Here is a 21,491-nt window from a genome sequence, read left to right as displayed (position 1 = left end):
CGCCAGCGAATGATACTTTTGTCGTTGCATGTCGACCCCGAGCTTTCTGCGATGCTTCGCGCTGCTCCGCGCGTTCTCGGCCGCCGCGCTGACGGCGGGGATCTCCGCCGCTTCGTGCAGCGTGCCCGACTTCGAGTTCGCGCCGGGGCCCAACCCCGACCTGCCGGCGCACTGTACCGACGGCGCCCTCGACGGCTCGGAGTCGGACGTCGATTGCGGCGGCAGCTGCGACAAGAAGTGCGTGACCGACCAGGGCTGCGACCAGGCCAGCGACTGCGAGAGCGGCGTGTGCCAGGAGGGCCTCTGCGTCGGGGCGACCTGCACCGACGGCGTGCTCAACGGCACCGAGAGCGACGTGGACTGCGGCGCCGACTGCGAGGGCTGCGAGGACGGCGAGATTTGCCGCTCGAGCAGGGACTGCCTCAGCGACGATTGCATCGGCGGGGTGTGCGGCCCCACCTGCTCGGATGGCTACGCCAACTGCGATCGCCTGGCCGAGGGGGAGTGCGAGGTGAACGTGCGCGTCGACGCGGACAACTGCGGCGGCTGCGGTCAGGAGTGCGCGCTGCCGCGCGCGACGGCCGAGTGCCAGGGCGGCGCCTGCAAGGTCAAGGAGTGCGAAGCGCCTTACGCCGACTGCGATGGCGATCCCGAGAACGGCTGCGAGGTGAACACATCGACGAGCTCGAGCCACTGCGGCGGGTGCGACGAGCTGTGCCCGGCCGCGAACGGAGACGCCTATTGCGAGGCGTCGGAGTGCAACGTCGAGTGCGACGAGGGCTTCACCGACTGCAACGGCCTGGTCGGCGACGGCTGCGAGAGGGCGACCACCCGCGACGTGTTGAACTGTGGCGGGTGCGGCGTCGAGTGCATGCCCACGGCGGGCGGCAGTCCCTGGTGCCGCGACGGCGTGTGCGGCGAGACGATTTGCCCGGCCGGCAGGGGCGACTGCAACGGCGACCCCGAGGACGGCTGCGAGGTGGATCTGGCCGCCGATCCGGAGAACTGCGTCACGTGCGGCGGCCTGTGCACGGTCGCCAACGGCACCGGCAAATGCACGGCCACCGGCTGCGCCATCGACAGCTGCGAGCAGGGCTTCGCCGACTGCGGCGGCGGCTACGACAACGGCTGCGAGACCAGCACGGAGACGAGCCTCGGCCACTGCGGCGGCTGCGGCGACACCTGCACCATCGCCGGCGGCACCCCCAAGTGCGAGGGCGGCGCCTGCGAGGTGAGGACCTGCGACAGCGGGATGGGCGACTGCGACGGCAATCCGGACAACGGCTGCGAGACGAACGTCAACTCGAACCAGACCCACTGCGGCGCCTGCGCGGCCGCCGGCGGCGTCAACTGCAGCAACATCTACGCGAACGCCACCGCGACCTGCCAGAGCGGCGCGTGCTCCTTCGTCGGCTGCAGGGCGGACTACGGCAACTGCAACAGCTCGGTGACCGACGGCTGCGAGGCCAACGTCAGGACCGACGAGGGGCACTGCGGCGCCTGCGGCACCCAGTGCAACACAATCCACACCACCAGCAATCAGTGCCTCGACGGCACCTGCAACCCGGTGTGCACGAGCGCGCAGTACGACGACTGCGGGGTACCGAGGAACGGCTGCAATATCGACCTCTGGAGCGACGAGAGCAACTGCCTCGGCTGCAACCTCGTGTGCGAGAGCGGAGCCAGCGCCCACGTCGCCAGTAATCAATGCGGCTCGTCGGGCTGCAGCCCGGTGTGCAGCGGCCTGTGGCGCAACTGCGACGGCAACGGAATGAACGGCTGCGAGAAGGACACCTCCGGCGACATCAACGCCTGCGGCGCTTGCAACACCCGGTGCCTCCAGGCGAACGCGAGCGCCACCGCCTGCACGGCCGGCACCTGCGTGCCCACCTGCGACCCGGGCTGGAAGGCTTGCGGCGACCCCCGCGCCGGCTGCACGACCCAGCTCGGCACCGCCAGCAACTGCGGCGACTGCGGCCACGTGTGCTCGGGGACGAGGACCATCTGCTCGAACGGCAACTGCGTCGTCTCGCCGGACATCGTGGTCGTCAACTCGGGCACGACCGGCACCTTGAGCACCATCGGGAACTCGGCGCCCATCATCAACGTGAACCACGCCCTGCAGACGCCGCGGGACCACGATCGCATGATCCTTGTCGGGGTCGTCGCCTCCGAGAACTCGCTCGTGCCGGTGAGCGTCACCTACGACGGCACGCCGATGACGCTCTTCAACACGCAGCGGGTGTCGGGCGAGAACAACGCCGCGGCGCACATCTACTACCTCCTGGACAGCCAGCTTCCGGCCGCCACCGGCAACAAGCCCGTGGTGGTGCAGCTGGCGAACTCGAACACCTGGGGCGTGTACTTCGCCAACGTGGTGGAGCTGAAGGGTGTGCACCAGTCGAATTCGTTCGCGAGCGCCACCTCGACAGGCACCCACGCCAGCGCGACGGACTGCGGCGGCACGGCGTCCCGGGGGGTCAGCACCAACTTCAGCGCGACCGGCTCGTTCGTGTACACGGTGATGGCGGCGCGCGCCGGCAATGCCAGCCCCACCATCAGCCCCACCGCGGCGACCTCCACCATGAACCTGCGCCTGACCGAGCCGGCGACCATGGTTGCGCTGGCCGGCTACCTCGTGGCCAACTCCAACACCACCCTCTCGTGGACGATGGGCGGCTGCTGGAGCACCGCCGGCGTCGGCGTCGCCGTGCGGCGCGCCAACAGCGGCTGAGCGCCTCGGGGCGCTGCGCTCCGCGCGGCGGCTCGCGCGGAGCGGCCGGCAGCGAGCGCGGCGCGTCGGCACGGCGGGCGCCTGTGGGATCACCGAGTTGTTGTCAATCGTCGAGACGCTTCGGTCTCCTGAATAGCTGGATTGGAGCTCGCCCAGCGAACTGCGGTGTCCAACGTCAGCGTTCGCGAACGTCCAGATGCCACATCCTGCGGGGCTTTCTCAGCCAGTTCGATAAGAGTCTTCCGCGACGACCGGCGGTCGTCTTCACCCGTTCGTGATAACCTGTCCACCCCACGCTGGCGACAGGACCATGGACAACGACAAGCCCCAGAACCCCACCCCTTCTCTCACCGATCTGATGGGCGCGATGGCGGCGGCCCAGGCCGCGCAGGAGCCGTTCTTCCTCGGCCTCCTCCGCGGGCACTTCGGCGCCGACCCCCGCACCCTCCCCGTCGTCGCCGAGGAGTTCCCGGCCTCGGACCACCCGAACTTCCAGCTCGCGATCGAGGCCCACCTCCGCAACGGCGGGTTTACCTCCGAGCTACTCGGGGTCTCCGGCGGCGATATGTTCCGGGGGGTGAGCCTCCCCGATCTCCTCTCGCCGCCCGCGGCGATGCCCGGGTTCGGCGGAGCGCCGCCCTCGCAGGGGCCCGTGCAGTACCGCAACGTCCGCCTCGACGAGGAGCGCGTCATCGTCTGCGTCGCCAGCGGCATCTACCTCTTCGGCCAAGGGGGCGACCGCTTCGCGCTGCTGGTGCGCGGCCCCGGCGACGCCGGGTTCCGGCGCAGCCAGCTCACCGTCGAGGTGATGGCGGGGGACAACGAGCGCGCCCAGCGCCTCCTCGCCGAGCTCCGCGTCCTGATGCGCCGGCTCAACGTCTATCGCAGCCGCGTCGTCACCCTGAGCGAGACCACGGACGGCTTCTCGCCCGGGACCAAGATCGAGCTCCAGAGCCTCCCGCGGATCGAGCGCGACGCGCTCATCCTGCCCGAAGCGCTGCTCGCGCGGCTCGAGCGGTCGACCATCGGCTTCTCCCGGCACAGAGAGACCCTGCTCGCCTCGGGGCGACATCTGAAGCGCGGGCTGCTCCTCTACGGACCCCCGGGCACCGGCAAGACCCTGACCGCGATGTACCTGGCGGGCCAGATGCGGGAGCGCACCACCCTGCTCCTCACCGGGCTCGGGGTGAAGCTCCTCCGGGAGGCCTGCGCGATGGCGCGGTCGCTCCAGCCCTCGCTCGTGGTGCTCGAGGACGTCGATATCATCGCCCAGGACCGCGACAGCGCGGACTCGAGCTGCCGCTCTCCGCTGCTCTTCGATCTCCTGAACCAGATGGACGGCCTCGCGGAGGACACCGACGTGATCTTCCTCTTGACCACCAACCGCCCGCAGGCCCTGGAGCCGGCGCTGGCGACGCGGCCGGGGCGGATCGATCTCGCCGTGGAGATCCCGCTGCCGGACGCCGACTGCCGGCGGCAGCTGCTCGCGTTCTACGGGCGTGGCCTCTCGCTCAGGGGCGACGCTCTCGCGCCGCTCATCGCGCGGACCGAGGGGGTGAGCGCGGCATTCATTCGCGAGCTCCTGAGGCGCGCGGCGCTGTTCGCGGCCGACGCGGGGCGCGGCATCTCGGTCGGCGAGGAGCACCTCAGGGAGGCGCTGCACGAGCTCCTCGTCGACGGGGGGCCGCTCACCCGGAGCCTCCTCGGCGCTCAAGCCCACTGCCCCGCGTGATCACCCCCAGACGCCGAGCTCGGCGGACAGCAGCATCTCGGCCGCGAGCTGCTCGAGCTTGCGGCGTTGGGTCCGTCTTCAGGGCGTTGTAGGTGGCGAGGGAATGCGGATTGACGACGAGGGCGGCCACTGCGGGCCCTCGCGGGCCTTCTGCGTTTCAGCGCCTGCGGCGGCGCGCGAGGACGGCGCCCAGGGCCACGAGAACCGCGAAGCCGCGCCCGCCGTTCTCCGCGGATCCGCCGACGGCGCGGCAGCCGCCGCCCGGCTCCTCGCCGCCGCCGGTGCCGCCGGTGCCGCTCACGCCACCCATACCGCCCTGACCGCCGGAGCCGGCCATGCCGCCGGTGCCGCCGCCAGCCTCGCCCATTCCGCCCGCGCCGCCCATTCCACCGGAGCCGGCGCCGGCGCCGCCTTCGCCGCCGCTTCCTCCCTCGCCACCGGTTCCGTCGGAACCGCCCGCGCCGCCCATTCCACCGGCGCCGCTCCCTCCCTCGCCTCCGGTTCCGCCGGAGCCGCCCATTCCGCCGGAGCCGCCCGCGCCGCCGCTTCCGCCGCTGCCCTCCGGGGTGACGCCGCCCTCGTAAATCTCCGCGCTTCCATGCGCCTCGGGGTCGCCGTCTCCGGACGAGCAACCTGCCCGTAAGCCTCCGAAGACCAGGACGCGATTGCCATCGAGCAGCACGGACGACGGAGCGTCGCGTAGCCTGCTCAGGTTCTGCACCGTCGACCAGCCATTCGTCACGGGGTTATACACAGCGGCGCTGCGGAGGGTGCACTCGCTGCCGCCCGTCCATTCCTTGCCGCCCGCGATGAGCACCATTCCGTTTCCGAGCAGCGTGGCCGTATGACGTCGGCGCGCGACGTCCAGGGGCCCGGTCACCGTCCAGTCATTCGTCGCCGGCTCGTAGACCTGCGCGTGCGGGACGTTCGGCGCGCCCGTGACCAGCACCCGACCATCACCGAGCAGCGTCGCCGTGAAATCGGCGGGCGGCATGAGCAACGCCTGCGTGGGCGTCCAGGTATTCGTGGCCGGGTCATACCGATCGGCGCCGCTGCCGCTCACCACGAGCACGCTGCCGTCGAGCAGCCTCGTCGCCTTGTGCCCGGAATGCGCGAAGGTCAGCGTCCCGGCCGGGGAGAACGTCCCCGTGGCCGGGTCGTAAAGCTCCGCCGTCGCCGGGTTGCCCGCGCCACCGCTCACAAGCACCTTCCCGTTGTGCAAGAGGACCGCCGAATGCCCCGACCGCGAGGCGCCGAGCGAGCCCGTCGCAGCCCAGGATTTCGTCGCCGGATCGTAAAGCTCGGCGACCGCCGTCCCGCCGCCCACGACGAGGATACGATCGTCGGGGAGCCGCAAGAGAGCGACGCTCGGAGCGTGGTGCGCGACCATGGCGCCGGTGAGCGTCCACGTATCGCTCGCCGGATCGTAGGCCTCGGCCGTCGACGGAGAATCACCGCCCACGACGAGGATCTCGCCGGTCGAGACCCGGATCGACGCGGACTTGCGGCGCGCGTGCGAGAGCGGCGCGACGTCGCTCCAGGCGTTCGTCGCCGGATCGTAGAGGTTCGCGGACAGGGTATCGTTCCAGTCGTTGTCGTGCCCGCCGGCCACGAGCACGCGGCCATCGGCGAGCTCGGCCCACGTGCCGTCGTGTCGCGGCACGGGCATGTCCCCGGTCGGCGTCCACGCGGGCACGCAGCCGACCGGCGCATCCCCGACGCAAGCGCCCGCCTGGCAGACGCCGTTCGCCGTGCAGCCGTCGGCGCTGCCGCAAACGGCGCCGCTCAGCGGCGTACAGGTGCCATTCGCCGTCGCGCCCGCGCTCACCGCGCACGCGTCACACGAGCCCGCGTCACACGCGGCATCGCAGCAGACCCCGTCGACGCAGAAGCCGCTCGCGCATTCGCCCGCGAAGAGGCAAGAATCGCCCGGGACCGCGAGGGTGAGCCGCTCGGCGCTCGTGCTCCCGCCGCCGGCCACGAGCACCCGTCCGTCCGCGAGCGCCGTGGCGGTGTGGCCGCTCCGGCCCGAGTTCAGGTACTTGCCGAGCGACCACCTCCCGCTCGCCGGATCGTAGACCTCCGTGAGCGCGCCGCCGCCGGCGACAAGCACCCGGCCATCGGCGAGCGGCGTGGCCGTGTGCCTGTGGTGGGTGACGTTCATCGGCGTCGCGGGCGTCCAGGTGTTGCTCGCCGGATCGTAGAGCGCCGCGCTGCGGTTCGTGGAGGTGAACCCCTCACCGCCGTAATCGGTATAACCGCCGGCGACGAGCACCTTGCCATTCCCGAGGAGCGTCGCGGTGTGCCCTTCCCGGTTCTGGATCGAGCCCGCGGCGGTCCACGTGCCCGTGGCCGGATCGTAGAGCTCCGCGCTGCCGATGGGCTCGCCGGAGGCGTCCACCCCGGCCACCACGAGGACCTTGCCGTTCGGCAGGAGCGTGGCCGTGTGGGAGGAGCGCACCAGCGCCATCGACCCCGCGTCGGTCCACGTATTCGTGACGGGATCGAAGATCTCGCTCGACCTCATCACCCACTCTTCGTACTCGCCGGCGGCCACGAGGATCCGGCCATCCGGCAGGAGCGTCGCGGTGTGGCGTTCGCGCGGCGCGAGGAGCGGCGCGGCGAGCGTCCACGTGCCCGTGGCGGGGTCGTAGATCTCGACGGCGTCGGTCACGCCGCCGGCCACGACGACCCTGCCGTCCGGAAGGAGCGTCGCGGTATGGTCCGTGTGCGGCGTGCTCATCGGCGCGACGAGCGTCCATGTGGTCGTGGCGGGGTCGTACACCTCGGCCGTGGCGCTCGCTCCGCCCGCCACGAGGACCCTCCCGTCGAGCAAACGTGTCGCCGTGTGCCTGTTCCGGGCGACGTTCATCGGCGGCGCCGCGTCCCAGCGTGGCGCGGTGAGCGCGGCGACAGCCGCCCCGATGCCGTGCTCCTTTGCGCGGCTTCGCGGGGCATCGGCGCCAGTGCATCCGAGCGGCGCGACGAGCAGGACGGGGGCGAGGCGATGCAAGAATGAGGCTGAACGCACATCAGACGATAGCGGCCTCAGCGACTTGGCTGTCAACAAAAAGCGACCGCCGCGGCGGACAGGGAACCGTGGAGTTTCCGTCCGTATCAAGCCCCGCGGGGACGGCGCCTGGCGCGCCATCGTGGGCCCCTCCGGTCCCCGCGCCCTCTCCAGTGCTGTGGCCGTGGGAGCCGGACGGTCGACCGGCCTCGCGCGCCCGACGAGCCGAACGCGGCGATCACCCGAGGTTCACGCGGAGGCCCGGTCGATGACGCGTGTTCCGTGGGGCGCGCGTCGAGAGGGCGCGGCTTCTGGACGAGGGGTTTGCGCGACCGGAGAGGTTCGAGCTGGCGGCGTGCTGGAAGGCGTAGTGCGAGCGGTTCGCGGAGCGCAGGGCGAGCTACGTGGCGACGCTGCGCGTGACCGAGGAGGGGGAAGCGGCGCTCCGGCGGATCCGGCCGAGCGACGAGCACGAGCGGTGGGGGCAGGGGCGGTGCGAGCGCGGACGAACGCCGGGGCGGCGACGCCGCCACGGAGGCGGCGAGGCCGGCGGAAGGCGGCGATGTAGAGGCGCGCGGGGGAGGCGGCTCGCGCGCGGGAGGGGACGCGGGGGGTCGATGAGCGGTCAGCTCACGCGATGACGGCGGAGCGGGTCAGTGCGCAGGGCTTGGTGCGAGAGGATGACGTGGCGCGCGTCCACCGGAGATCTCGCGGTCCTACCCCGGCTCATTCCGCGTCGGGACACGAATAGCCGATCTCCCAATCCTGCACCTGAACTCCGCCCGTGCCGTCGCTCGTCGGATTGAGCCTCACCTGGAGCTCCAGGTAATTCGCTTGCGCCTCCGGCAGCTCTCCGAACAGGTCGGCGAGATCGACCGCGCACGGCGGCGTCGAGGTCTCATCGCACACCTGGGTGTCGGCGGGCGTGGCGCGGGCGGTCGCGGCGAGCGTCACGGTCGCGGCGTCGAGCGAGGCGGGGTCGTCAGCCGATCGCACGAAGAGCTCGACGCTCGAGTCAGCCGGGGTGACCGTCCTGTAGGTGAGGTATTCCCACCGGGCCTTGGTCCCCGGCGGGCAGACGCCGTGGTAGCGCTCCCAGCTCGTGGTGATGGGCGTGAGGCTCGCGGCCGCGCACGGGACGGCCGCCCGGATCTTCCCCGGGCTGTCGCGGAGATCGGAGCACGTCTGCGGGCAGAGCTTGACGCTCGTGTTCGTCGCGTCGGCGAAGTACCAGCCGCTGCCGCAACTGCCCAGCCCGGCGGGCCGGGGCGTGAGGGTGGTCTCGGTGCCGGCGCCGTCCACGTGGACGACGGACACCGAGGCGGGATCCGTGACGCCGGCGAGGGGGACCGTCACGTCGCAGGGGAGCGCCTCTCCGCGGATCGAGACGAGCGCGTCGAGGAGGCTGCCCTGCAGCGCCGTGCCCGCGGTGAGGTTGTACGCCTGTCCGCCGCCGCGAGCGGCGATGCTGTTGATGATCTCCGCGTTCGAGTTGCCGAAGCCCACCGCGTGCACGCGGACGCCGTGGTTCTCGAAGGCGTTTCCCGCCAGGTTCGCGATGTGGTTCGGGACGGTGTCGCAGTGCGACGGGACGCCGTCGGTCACGAACACCACCGCGACCTCCTCCTCGGGGTGGGCGGTCTTGTAGTTGATCGCCCAGGTCGTGGCGCCGTCCAGGGCCGGGTACATCGGCGTATCGCCGTAGGGCATCGGGAAATTGGTGAACGCCTGCAGGAGCTTGATCTCCTGCTGATCTCCCATCAACGCGGATTGCTCGGTCAACCTGTCGGCTGCGGCGCCGTTGAACGGGACGAGCGGCAGCGCACAGCCGCCGCCGCCGGCGGGCGGACAGCTGGGGTTGTCGTTGCATGGCCCGGGGTTGTCGTGCGGCCAGAACCGGAACGCGACGCCGAGCCCCGCCGACGCCGGATCGCTGAAGAACTCCTTGAGGGCGTTGGTCGCCGGGATCCATCGGTCGTTGAACCCGGGGACTCCAAACGAGGTCTCCCACATCGAGGTGGACCGATCGAGCGACACGAACAGGGTGACCGGCCTGATCAGCGAGACGCTGGCCGTGGCGATGCAGCCTGGCGACTCGCACATGGCCGATTGATAGATGCTCCCGTTGTTGGCGCACTGGCACTCAGCGATGTGCCTCGGGCCCGGCGGGTTGACGAAGAGCTCCATGCCGTCGGTGAGGCCCGTGCAGCCGGCCACGCTGATGCATTCGCCCGGGGCGATCGGCTGCGCGGTCGTGCAGGCGAGGGTGCCGCCGCTCGGGCTGCAGGAGTCCAGGACCTGGCTCGGGGCCGAGGAGGGGAGCTGGCCCGCGCCCGCGGCGTAGCGGTGAATCGCGATGCCCGCGGGGGCCGGCGTGTTGCCGCGGTTGCAGACCGGGATCGTCCCGCCGCAGGGCACGCCGACCGTGAAATCCACGCCGGTGCATGCGGGGTTCGTCTCGCTCGGCAGGTAAGCCTTGCAGAGGCCTCGTTGCTGGTCTGGATCGGCGCTGCAGGTGGTGCCGCACAGCTGGTCTACGAGGCCGACGCACGTGGCGTCCCAGACCTGGGTCGGTGGGGCGCACGTCTTCCCAGGGCACTCGGTAGCCACGAGATCGACGCACTCGGAGCTCCAGGTCCCCGCGCACCTGCCGTTGGAAAGGACGCTTCCCGGCGGGCACACGCCGCTGGGCGGGCGGCAACGTCGCGGGGTGCCGGGCAGCACGACAGGGCAGGTGAAGCCCGCTCCGAAGACGGTCGTGCACTGCGTGGTCGACGTGCACCTGAAGTCGCAGCAGAGCGGGTTGGCCGCGCAGATGTTGGCGATGCACGGGTCACCGCACGTCGCGGTCATGTGGGTCGCGACGCCGGGGGCATCCTCGCAGGCGTCATGCCCGCAGTCGGCCGGGATGGTCGTCTGGGTGCAGCAGTTCGGGTTCGCCTCGCAGACCTTCGCGACGCAGCCGCTGCAGGTCGACAGGAGCGAGAGGCCCGTCTCGCACGGATTGTGGGCGCACGCGCCCTGCGCGGGGTGCTCGCAGTACTGGTCGAACTGGCAATCCTCGCTGGTCGTGCAGGGCTGGTGCGTGCCCTGTTGCGCGACGGATTCGGGCAGCTCGTTGATGTCCCCGACCGACCACGGGTACGTCGCCCCGGTCCCCGAGAGATCGATCGGGCTCCCGCCCGGCGGTCCGTCGTACGACTGGCCGTCGCAGGAGGGACACGAGCCGCCGCAGTCGACGCCCTTCTCGCCGCCGTTCTGGATCCCGTCGTCGCAAGTGACATAGCAGAGGTCGAGCTTCGGCCGGTCCTCGACGACCGCCTTCTCGCTGCTCCGGAAGTCGGTCCTCTGGACCGGATCTTCCTCGATGAGGACGCCGTGATTCTCGACCTCGCCGCTCACCCAGGCGCGCGCGAGCTCGGTGATATCGGACGAGCGGAAGCCGGAGCCCCCGCCGGAGGTGAACGACGCGGCGACCGCCGGGTCGATGGCCTCGCCGAAGCTCGCCCAGGTCACGGCCGACTCTTCCCAGGCGTCGGTGACGCGGTGGACGCGGACCGTGCTGTCGACCCCCTTGAAGGTCTGCGAGAGCGACAGGCTCGCCGACACGACCTCGGCTCCCGCGGGCAGGCCGGAGAGGTCGAACCGGAGCAGGCTGCGCCGGAGCCCACCGCCCGCGCTCGTCCCCGTGCTGAGCGTCACGCTCGCGCCGTCGTTCCAGCTGGGCGAGCTCTGCCAGAGCACGGCGTCGGCCACGCCTGCCGGCCCAGCGCCGCGCTGGACCGTCGTGCACACCTGTCCCTCGGTCGAGAGCGCCCGCGCCGCTCGACCGACGCCCTCGGCGCCATCGCCGCCGGGATCGACCGCACACCCGGCCGCGAGGGCGCCCGTCACTCCGGCGCATAATATATGGAATCTCTTCGTCTTGTTTCTCATGTGGAGATTTCCCCTGACGTTCGTTGTGGTGAGCCGCGCCAAGCCTCGCCGGGCGCAAGGCCGGCGTCGTGGTGCCCCACGGTCACGAGCGCTCGTTCGAGGCGAGCGCGCGGCGTGAATTGCTGAAAAGGATCAGGACAGAGATCCGCTCATCGTCGCGCGGCCAGTGCAGACATGTCAACTCTCACGCACGTACGTGACCTGATCCTCGACACGCGCCTTGTCCCTCGGTGACCTGACACGCGCGGCATCCACGAACAGTCCGCGGGCCTGCGCGTGGTCGAGGAAGGCCAGCACGAGAACGGGGGCGAGCTCGTCGGCGCGCGAGACGGTGGCTTTCATGTTGTCCGGGAGGATCACTCGCGCCATCGCGCCGAAGGACCTCCACGCCGCATCCGGGCCCGCGCACACGCGCCGTGCGCTCACCGTCCACGCAACGATTGCTGATCCGCGCCCGGACCCTTTCTGACAAGCGCCGGTGGGCCATTTCTGGCGAGCGCCGAAGGATGCCGGAGCGGTAATGTTTTCCACGGGGCGTATGCGCAGGGAGCGCGGGGGGCGCTCGGGTATCCGTGATAGCTTCGGCCTCATGGTGGTATCGGTCATCGGGCGGCGCGATAGCGACGGGCGTGGACTTCGGTACCGGCGCGGGCCGTCCGCGAGCTGGTTCCTCGCGGCGGCGCTCGTGACGGTCGCGTGCGATGCGAGGGTCGTGCGGGGGATCGGCGAAGAGGAGCACGGTTCGGCATCGAGCGCCGGCGCGGACGAGGGCGGCGCGCAAGGAAGCGCTGGCGGCGGTCGCGCCGGGGGAACAAGCGGCTTCAGCGAGGAGCCGGGCTCGAGCGGCGTCACGAGCGGCGCGGCCGGCGCCAGTACCTCGGGGGGCGCGGGTGCCGGAGGTGACGGCCCCGGCGTCGGTTTTCTTTCGGACGACGGCCCCGGTTACAGCGTCGTGTTCGCCGGGGACGGCGTCAACGACAGCTTCTATGCAGCGGCGCTCGACGCAGAGGGGCGGCTCGTGGTCGGCGGCGGCGCGGATGGCACCCTCTCGTTGCGTGGCGAGGACCACGCGGGCGCCGTGCTGCTGTGGCTCTCGCCGAGCGGCGAGCTGTTGCAGGCCAAGAGCTTCGGCGGCGCCGCTTACGACACGCAGGTGAACGGGATTGCTCCGCTCGCCGACGGGTCGATCATCGCGGTCGGCGCTTACCGCACCATGGTCGTCATCGGCGATGAGATCTGGCTGCCCACGAACGCGAATCTGGGCCCCGACATGTTCGTGATGAAGGTCGCGGCGAACGGCGAGGTGATCTGGGCGCGACATTTCGGCGGTAGCGGGTACGACTGGGCGGAGAGCGCGGCCGTGGCGCCGAACGGCAACGTGTACGTCGCGGGTTACGTCAGCGGTGCGATCGACTTCGGAGGCGGCGTCCACGAGGCCGGTGAGGACACGGCCTTCTTGCTGACGCTCGACGCCGACGGCGGTCACGTCGCCAGCCAGGTGTTCTCCAGGAGCGGTGACCTCGACGCTTGGCCCATGACGAACGCAACCGGCGTGGCGCTCGGCCGCGACGGGACCGTCTGGCTCACGGGATACGCCAGTCAGTCGCACGGCTTCGGCTCGTACTTGGCGCAGTTCTCACCGACCGGACAGCGCTTGACCGGCAGACCTTTCGGCGATGATGGCTACACGCTGGCCAACGACATCAACGGCGCGACGGGCAGCGGCACCCTGATCGTCGGTTACATGAACGGGACGGCCGATTTCGGCGGAGGCTCGCGAAACACGGGCGGCTCCACGAAGCTCTTCGCGGCTCGCTTCGGCCCCGGCGGCGAGCCGCTGTGGAGCTCCCTCTGGGGCGACGCGGCCGACTACTACGCGCGAGCCTCCGCCTTCGCGGCGGACCGCGGCGTGTTCGTCACGGGCAGCGCTTACGGCGCCGAGGAGAGCCCGATGCTCGTCCGCTTCACCGCCGACGGCACACCGGGCGAACCGGAGGTCTTCGACGCTCCCGGACGCTTCTTCGCCGTCTGCACGGGAGGAGAGCACTCCGTCTACCTCGCCGGCCAGCTCGACGGCCCCGGCGACTTCGGCTTCGGACCCGTCGGCGGGCAGCGCGAGCTCGTCGTGGTGCGGCTGGTCAGGTAGCCGCGCAGGTCCGCGGGCACCAGGGGTCGCCGCGCGCACGCTGGTCGCCAGGCCGCCGGCTCACCGGCACGGCGCGCAGGCGCCGCCGCAATCCACGCCGGCCTCGCCGCCGTTCATCACGCCATCGATGCACGAAGCCTCCCGGCACATGCCCGCCCAGCAGGCGCCGCTCTCGCACTGCGTGCCCGTCCTGCATCCTTGAGCCGCCGGGCACAGCGGGCAGGGCAGCGCCCCACAGTCGACCCCCGTCTCATCCCCGTTCTGCGCGCCGTCCTCGCACGTCGGCGCCGCGCAGCGACCCGCGCGGCAGACCTTGCTCTCGCAATCGGTGCCCGCTCCGCAGGCCTCGCCGGCGATGCAGGGACGACACGGACCGCCGCAGTCCCTCGCGGTCTCCCCGAGCGCGAGATCGACACCATTGTTCGTGCAATGCGAGGGCACGCACATCACGCCGAAGCACGCCAGGCCGTTGGGACAGTCGTTCATGGTCACGTCGCCGTCAAAGCAAGCGACGCACGTGCCCGCATGGCACATCCTCTGTTGCTCGCCAGGACACACCGCACCTTCGGTCATCGGCACATTGACGGGCCCGCTGGCACCGCAGCTATCATACGTACACTGCTCGCCGTCGTCGTAGACGTCCGACGGGTCCCCGAGCGCGATGAGCTCGCCCGTGACCGTGCACTCCATCCGCTGGCAGTCGCCCCTCCGCTGAGAGGCGATCGGCCCCGGGTTGATCTCGACGGTGCACGCGCCCTCGACGCACCGCCCGGCGCCGCACTCGCGGCTCGGCGGCCCCGGGCACGCTGCGTCGCTCTTGCAGCCGGCGTCGACGCCCCCGTCGGGCCCCACGTCAGGAGCGCACCCCGCCGTGCCCGGAGCGCACTCGGCGCACGGCCTGCACGAGAGAGCGCAGTCCGGATCCTTCGCGGCGTCAGGAGAGCAACAGATCCCTTGGCCCGGATCGACACACTGGCAACGATCGCCGACACAGGTGGCTCCGGGGATGTCCTGGTACTTCGTGTGGCAATCGGCCTTGTTCTCGCAGTAGCCTCCCAGAGAGGGAGAATCTCCGGCACAAGAGCCCACGAGCCACGCGGCGCCGGCGAGCACCACGCGGCGAAATAGAGTGTGCATGCGAACAGAGCCTCCGGGCGCCCACCTTCGGTCGCCGGCAAAAGGACCAGCGAGGGTCGCGGACTGCCCTCTACACGACTCCTCCTATACAGCACCGCAGTCGCAGAGGCGCGTAAGAAATCGACAGAAATCGCTGCTAAAAAGTGGAAACCTCGCGGGCGTCAACGGAATGTGTTGGAACGCGCGTCGGGCCAGGTGGCCCCGCACGTGTACCAGTCCGCGTCGCACGGCGGCAGCGGCTCTCCCGGTGCCGGCGAATCCGGCACCGGAGGAGGCGAGGGGGCCATTTCCTTGCCGCGCGCGCGGGGAGGCACCGGCTTCGAGCGGAGGGGGCGCTCCCGCGTGACGGCGGCCACCGCCCGGGGATCGGGGGGCGCCGGCGCAGCCTGCGGGCGCACCACGATGACGCGCGGGAGCCGCGCGACGGCCGGGGTACGGGCTGCCGACAGCGCGCCGGCATGGAGGCCGCCGAGGAGCGCCGCCGCGAGGACCAGCCCGCCTGCTCCCAGGGCGAGCGCCACGCGAATCCGCCCCTTGCGCGGTGAGCGGGCCGGCGGGGCTTGCTCCGGGGGCGCCGACGCAGGCTCAGGCGAGGCCGGGGAGGGGGCGTGGCGCGGCAGCTCGGTCGCGAGCCCGGGCGGTAGCTCGGTCGCGAGCCCGGGTGTCGGCTCGGTCGGCGGCACGCGCGACGCCGGGCTCGCGCTGCGCACCCCGGAGCCGACGTCCTGCTTCACCTCGCCTCGCCAGCGACACCAGCCCTCGAGCGCGCCGTGCAGCGCCGCGATGAGCTCCGCCATGTCGCGGTACCGGGCGTCCGGGTGCCTCTCGGTCGCGCGCCTCACGACACCCGCGACCACCGGCGGCAAGGGGACGAAGGTATCGAGCGGCAGCGGCGTGGTGTGGAGGACGCAGCGGACGAGCTCCTCGGGCACGCGCTCCGCGAACGGCCGGCGCAACCCGATGAGCTCGTAGAGCACGAGGCCCAGCGCGTGGACGTCGGTCCGCTCGTCCAGGACCGCGGGCTCCGCGAGCTGCTCGGGGGCGCGGTACATCGCGGTGATCGCCGCGTCCGCGGCGCTCAGACCGAAGAGCTGCGCGAGACCCAGGCCGGCGAGCTTGAACGAGCCGTCGTCGAGCAGGATCAAGGTCTCCGGGCAGAGGTCCCCGTGGAAGATCCCCGCCGCGTGTGCGGCCTTCAGGACCTCGGCGAACTCGGCGACCTGCGAGAGCGCCCACGGCGGCGTGATGTCCCTGGGGCGCTCCTCGAGGACGGCGCGCAACGACCGGCCGTCGCACCGCTCGACCGCCACCCAGCAGAACGAGTCCCGGAGGCCGCCGTCGAGGACCCGCGGGACCTCCTCGATGCGCTGGCTCACGGCGCGCAGCCGAGCCAGGCCGTCGCGGAACCCGCCGGGCACCGCCTCGCTCACGTGGAGCAGCGCGTCCCGGCCCTCGCGATCGACGGCGGCATAGACGTCCACAGGGCCGCGACCCTGCAGCCGCTCGACGATCCGGTACCCCAGGCCAGACCCGTCTACCACGTCGCCTCCAGGTGGAGCCGCGTCCCCATCGCGGTCAGCCTGGGGCCGCGGCTCCTCGGGTAAAGGGCGTAGATCAGCGTCCCTGCGGCCAGGAGCGCGCCGGCCGTCAGCGCGACCGCGGCGCGCTCCTCGGCGAGCTCCATCGCGCTGTAGGCGCGCTGGGCGCGCTGGAGCTCCAGGCCGGCGATCCGGTAGCCTCCGTGGTTGCGCTCGAGCAGGTCGTTGAACCTGCGCTCGTGCTCGCCCGACCTCGCGAGCTGCACCGCGCCGAGCGTGACGCACCCGGCGGACGCGAGGGCGCCCAGCACGACGAGCCCCGGCGAAGGCCCCGCACTTAGCTCGACCGGCGCCGGCGCGCGCGGCGCCACCGGTGGGCGCGGCTCGGCCCGCGCCGACGCGCGCGGCGCCACCGGGGGGCGCGGCTCGGCCCGCGCCGGCGGGCGCGCCTCCGCCTGTCCGGTGTCCGCCGGCAAAGCGAGATCGAGGACGACCTCGCGCGCTTCCCCCGCGCGCACCTCCACGGGGGTCTCCTTCGCCGCCTCGCCGAGCGCCGCTCGAACGCGGTGCGAGCCCGGCGCGACGAACACCGCGCGCCCGAGCGGCGCCCGCCCCACAGGCCGGTCGTCGACCGACAGCTCCGCGCCCCGGGGCACGGCGAAGGTCAGCATGCCAACCGCCTGCGTCGCCCGCGCGAGATCCAGCGCCCGGCTCTGGTACCGCTCACGCGCGCTGGCGTCCGCCGGCGCCGGCGCCCTCTCCAGACACGCGGTGAGGAACTCGGCCGCTCTCGGCATGTCCCCGATGCGGAACGAGAGCTGCCCGACGTTGCACGCAGCCATCTCCGAGGGATCGAGCTGCCAGATCTGCAACCACATGTCCCGCGCCTCCGCCAGGCGGCCCTCCGCGACGGCCCGGTCCGCCGAGCGCTGGAGTCGACCCTGGGGCCCGCTCGAGGGGCCGTCCGCGCGACCGACGGAAGGCACGAGGACCAGCGCCAGCAGGAGCAACGACCGGACGAGCGCTCGCAGGACCGTGATGTTCACCAGGAGCTACATACCAAAAACAGATCACGCGGAGGGGAGCTCGCTGGGAATCACCGAAAACATCAGGCGAGTGGAAAAGCGAACCTTCTCAACGTAATGCTTCCCAGTTCTCTCTGGCTCCGCCCCGCTACCCCAGCAGTCGCTTCCATTGCTCCGAGAGCCGCTGCGTCGAGACCGGGACTGCCGCCTTCAGCTCGGGCGCGAAGAGCGACACCCGGAGCTCCTCGATCAGCCAGCGGAACGACTCCAGCTCTTCCGCGGGCACCCCCTTCTCGCGGAGCGCCTGCTGGTGCTTGAGGTAGTCCTGCCAGAACGGCAGCACCTGCGCGGCCTTGGCCTGGTCCTTCTGCGGCCCGTTGGGCAGCCGCTCCAGCCGGATCTGGATGGCGCGCAGGTAGCGCGGCAGGTGCGCGAGCCGGTCGAGCGGGGCGCGCGAGAAGAGCCCGACCGGCAGCAAAAAGTCGACCTGCGTGCGCGCGTCGTCGAGCGACGGCCTCGGCGAGCCCGGCTTCCCCGTCATCGACCGGAGCATCGACTGCACGCGATCGAGCTCGACGCCGATGTCGCGCGCCAGCCCCGAGAGCCTCCCCAGCACGCCCTGCAGCGACCGCCGGCCCTCGTCGAGGCGCGCCTGGAACGCGGCCCGGGTCCTCGGGAACGACGCGGGATCGCCGAGCTGGAACGCCTCGTCGAGCGCGCGCAGCGCGATCTGCCGGGCGAGACCCGGCTCGCCCGGAGCCACCCTGGCGCCGAGCCCGCTCACGGCCACGGCGCTGCGCAGCGGCTGCTCGATCTGGCTCATCTTGCTCCCGAGCTGCAGCAAGATGAGCCGCCGCAGCCCGGCGCGCGTGGCCTCGGCCGCCGCCGCCCTCGAGGCGAGCACGCGCACCGAGACGGAGGTCTCGTTGTCGACGAGCGCCGGATAGCCGAGCACCCTCTGTCCCCCGGCGTCGACCTGCACGCCCTCGGGCAGCGCGTCGATCGCGAACGACGTCAGCCCGTCCCGCTCCAGACCCGCCTTGCCGACCTTCGCCCAGGCCTCGCGCGCCCGGCCGGACAGGCGCTCTTTGAGCTCCCGCAGGCCGCGCCCCTCCCCGATCACCCGGCCGTCCTCGCCGAGCACGCGGAAGTAGAAGCGCAGGTAGGGCGGGAGATCCTCGGGCCGGAACGCGTCCGCCGGCACGCGCTCGCCGGTGCGCTCCTCGACGGCGCGCGCGAGCGCGGACCGCATCGGGCCCTGGAACGGCCGCAGCTCCGCCGCGATCTCCCGGGCGGTCTCCCGGAGAGGGACCAGCGCCTTGCGGAGCGACTTCGGCAGCGACTCGAGCAGCAGGGTGATCTTCTCGGCGTGCCACCCGGGGATCGTCCACTCGAGCTCGTCCGGATCCGCCTGCGGCAGGAGCACGAGCGGCAGAGACAGCGAGACGCCGTCGTCGTCCTCGCCGGGATCGAAGCGGTAGGAGAGCGGCACGGCCGCGCCATGGAGGTCGAGCGCGTCAGGGAAGCGCTCGGGCGAGAGCTCCGCGGCCTCGTCGAGCAGGACGTCGGCGAGCGACAGGTGCAGCACCCGCGGGTCCTTCTCCTCGGCCTCCTTCCGCCACGCCTCGAACGTCTTGCCGCTGTAGACCCCCTCGGGCACGCGCCGGTCGAAGAAGAGCTCGAGCGCGTGCTCGTCGGCCAGCATCTCGCTCCGCCTCGCCTTGTCGCGCAGCCGACTGACCTCCTCGAAGAGCCGGCGGTTCGCCTCCATGAACGCCCCGCGCGTCGTGTATTCCTGCCGGACCAGCGCGTGGAGCAGGAAGATCTGGCGCGCCGACTTCGGATCGATCGGCCCGTAATCGACCCTGCGGTCGCGCGCGATCGGCAGGCCGTACAGCGTCACCTGCTCCTTGGCCATCACGGCCGCCGGCTTCGCGGCCCAGTGAGGATCGCCGTAGCTGCGCTTGCAGAGCGCCCCGGCCGCGGCCTCGATCCACGCGGGATCGAGGCCCGCCGCCGTCCGGGCGAAGAGCTGCGATGTCTCGACCAGCTCGGCGGCCATGATCCACGCGGGCGGCTTCCTGGCGAGACCCGACGAGGGGTGGAGCTGGAAGCGGGTCTGTCGGGCGCCGAGATACACCCTGTTCTCCTGGTTCCACATGCCGATCCGGCTGAGCAGGCCGGGCAAAAGCGCGCGGTGGATGGCGTCGCCCTTCGCGGGCGTGCCGTTCGGCGAGAAGCCCATCTCCCGCGTGATGCGGCTGAGCTGCCGGTGCACGTCGACCCACTCGCGCATGCGGAGGTACGACACGAATTGATCGCGGCACGCCTTCCTCAGCTGGTTCTGGGTCAGCCGGCCCTGCGCGTCCTGATAGAAGCTCCACAGCTTCAGGAGCCCCACGAAGTCCGAGGTCTCGTCCTTGAACTTCCGGTGCGCGTCGTCGGCCTGCCTCTGCGCGGAGAGCGGCCGCTCCCGCGGATCCTGCACCCCGAGCGCGGCGGCGATGATCAGCACCTCGGCGAGCGCCCCCTCGCCCTCGCCGCCGAGGACCATCCGGCCGAGCCGCGGGTCGAGCGGCAGCCGCGCGAGCTTCCGGCCGATGTCGGTGAGCGCGCCCGCGTCGTCGAGCGCGCCGAGCTCCTCGAGGACCCGGTAGCCCTCGTCCACCGCCCGCTTCGACGGCGCGTCGAGGAACGGGAAATCCTCGATGGCGCCGAGCCCGAGCGACTTCATCGTGAGGATGACGCCCGAGAGGCCGACGCGCAGGACCTCCGGATCGGTGTAAGAAGGCCTCGCCTGATAGTCCTGCTCGGCGTAGAGCCGGAAGCACACGCCGCTCTGCACGCGGCCCGCGCGCCCCTTGCGCTGATCGGCGCTCGCGCGCGAGATGGGCTCGATCTGGAGCTGGGTGACGCCCGTGCGGGGGCTGTACCGGTTCACGCGGGCGAGCCCCGAGTCGACGACATACACGATGCCTGGAATGGTCAGCGAGGTCTCCGCCACGTTGGTCGCGAGCACGATCCGCCGCCCCGGCAGCGACTGGAACACGCGCTGCTGGTCGCCCTGAGGGAGCCGCCCGTAGAGCGGCAAGAGGGTCGTGTGCGGCAGGCCGTGGCGCTCCAGCTCGGCCATCGTGTCGTTGATCTCCCGCTCGCCGGGGAGGAAGACGAGGATATCCCCGCGCGGGTCGATCGCGGTGATCTCCTCGACCGTGTTGGCGACCGCATCGGCGATCTCCTCCTCGCCGCTCTCGGGGGGACGGTGGATGACCTCCACGGGATACGTGCGGCCGGAGACCTCGATGACGGGCGCGCCGTCGAAGAAGGCCGCGAACCGGTCGGTCTCGAGCGTCGCGGAGCTGATGATGACGCGGAGATCCGGCCGCCTCGGCAAGAGGCGTTTGAGGTACCCGAGCAGGAAATCGATGTTGAGGCTGCGCTCGTGGGCCTCGTCGATGATGAGCGTGTCGTAGTCCGAGAGCCGCGCGTCGCCCTGCATCTCGGCGAGGACGATGCCGTCGGTCATGTACTTGACGTAGGTGGTCGGGCTCGTCCTGTCCGAGAAGCGGATCTTGTAGCCGACCTCCTTGCCCAGCTCGACGCCGAGCTCCTTGGCGACCCGGGCGGCGACGCTCGTGGCGGCGATGCGGCGCGGCTGCGTGACGCCGATCCGGGCGGTGAGCCCGCGGCCCATGGCCAGGCAGATCTTCGGGAGCTGCGTGGTCTTGCCCGAGCCTGTCTCGCCCGCGACGATCACCACCTGGTGCGCCTCGATGGCCCGGGCGATGTCGTGCACCCGCGCCGAGATGGGCAGCTCCTCGGGAAACCGCACCGGGCTCGCGGTCGGGGGCGGGGGAGAGGTCCGGCCGCCGGGGGCGGCCGGCGCGGGGGATGGCTCTTGCGGAACGCGGGTGCTCACGGTGCGCGAGGGGGTAGCACCTCCCGCCGCGGCGCGCCGTTCGAAGCCGTGCGCTCGCCGGAGCGCGGCGCGTCGTCGGGCACGCGGCGACGCGCCGTCCCTCACCCGTCAGCGCGCGCCCGCTCCGTCAATCCCGCGTCCGCTGCCGCGGCGAGGTGGAGCCGAGGGTGCCGAAGGGCATCAGCGTGGTGACGAGGGACGAGAAGCCTTCGCCCGAGGTGAGGGTGTCGCGCGGGGGCATGAGCTCGGTCGGGCCGGGGGAGGGCCGCGCGACGCGCGGGGCGGCGACGGCGGCGTCCAGCGCATCGAGGACG

10 protein-coding genes are annotated in these 21,491 nt (G+C 71.7%); 3 read left to right on the top strand and 7 right to left on the bottom strand.

Annotated features, from left to right (window positions below):
- Positions 1–28: 28 nt before the first annotated feature.
- Entirely contained in the window at positions 29–2,734 is a 2,706-nt protein-coding gene (locus WMF36_RS33670; protein ID WP_437574884.1) for a hypothetical protein, read from the top strand.
- A gap of 310 nt (positions 2,735–3,044) precedes the next feature.
- Positions 3,045–4,466: an AAA family ATPase gene (locus tag WMF36_RS33665; protein ID WP_437574883.1), complete on the top strand. Its 1,422-nt coding sequence runs from the start codon at positions 3,045–3,047 to the stop codon at positions 4,464–4,466.
- Between the two features lie 157 nt (positions 4,467–4,623).
- Here WMF36_RS33665 and WMF36_RS33660 read toward each other — a convergent pair whose 3' ends face one another.
- The 3 genes from WMF36_RS33660 to WMF36_RS33650 form a co-directional block, all read right to left on the bottom strand.
- A complete protein-coding gene (locus tag WMF36_RS33660) occupies positions 4,624–7,497 on the bottom strand; it encodes a Kelch repeat-containing protein (protein WP_437574882.1) in 2,874 nt (957 codons plus the stop codon).
- Between the two features lie 705 nt (positions 7,498–8,202).
- Positions 8,203–11,370 carry a DNRLRE domain-containing protein gene (locus WMF36_RS33655; RefSeq protein ID WP_437574881.1) on the bottom strand — a complete coding sequence of 1,056 codons (3,168 nt, stop codon included), beginning with the start codon at positions 11,368–11,370 and terminating at the stop codon, positions 8,203–8,205.
- A gap of 219 nt (positions 11,371–11,589) precedes the next feature.
- A complete protein-coding gene (locus WMF36_RS33650) occupies positions 11,590–11,754 on the bottom strand; it encodes a hypothetical protein (RefSeq protein WP_437574880.1) in 165 nt (54 codons plus the stop codon).
- A gap of 247 nt (positions 11,755–12,001) precedes the next feature.
- Here WMF36_RS33650 and WMF36_RS33645 point away from each other — a divergent pair, with 247 nt between their 5' ends.
- Positions 12,002–13,558 (top strand): hypothetical protein, encoded by a 1,557-nt coding sequence (locus WMF36_RS33645; RefSeq protein ID WP_437574879.1) that lies wholly within the window; start codon positions 12,002–12,004, stop codon positions 13,556–13,558.
- A 60-nt stretch (positions 13,559–13,618) separates the two neighbouring features.
- On the opposite strand, the gene WMF36_RS33640 is transcribed toward WMF36_RS33645, so the two are convergent.
- The 4 genes from WMF36_RS33640 to hrpA form a co-directional block, all read right to left on the bottom strand.
- Positions 13,619–14,695 (bottom strand): hypothetical protein, encoded by a 1,077-nt coding sequence (locus WMF36_RS33640; RefSeq protein WP_437574878.1) that lies wholly within the window; start codon positions 14,693–14,695, stop codon positions 13,619–13,621.
- A 161-nt stretch (positions 14,696–14,856) separates the two neighbouring features.
- Entirely contained in the window at positions 14,857–16,236 is a 1,380-nt protein-coding gene (locus WMF36_RS33635) for a serine/threonine protein kinase (RefSeq protein ID WP_437574877.1), read from the bottom strand.
- Entirely contained in the window at positions 16,230–17,279 is a 1,050-nt protein-coding gene (locus tag WMF36_RS33630; RefSeq protein ID WP_437574876.1) for a hypothetical protein, read from the bottom strand. Before WMF36_RS33630 ends, WMF36_RS33635 begins: the two co-directional genes overlap by 7 nt.
- Before the next feature lie 127 nt (positions 17,280–17,406).
- Positions 17,407–21,177 (bottom strand): ATP-dependent RNA helicase HrpA, encoded by a 3,771-nt coding sequence (gene hrpA / locus WMF36_RS33625; RefSeq protein ID WP_437574875.1) that lies wholly within the window; start codon positions 21,175–21,177, stop codon positions 17,407–17,409.
- Positions 21,178–21,491 lie beyond the last annotated feature (314 nt).

The organism is Sorangium sp. So ce887 (assembly GCF_051521455.1).
Taxonomy (GTDB): domain Bacteria; phylum Myxococcota_A; class Polyangia; order Polyangiales; family Polyangiaceae; genus Sorangium.
This window is presented reverse-complemented; position numbering and strand designations above follow the sequence as displayed.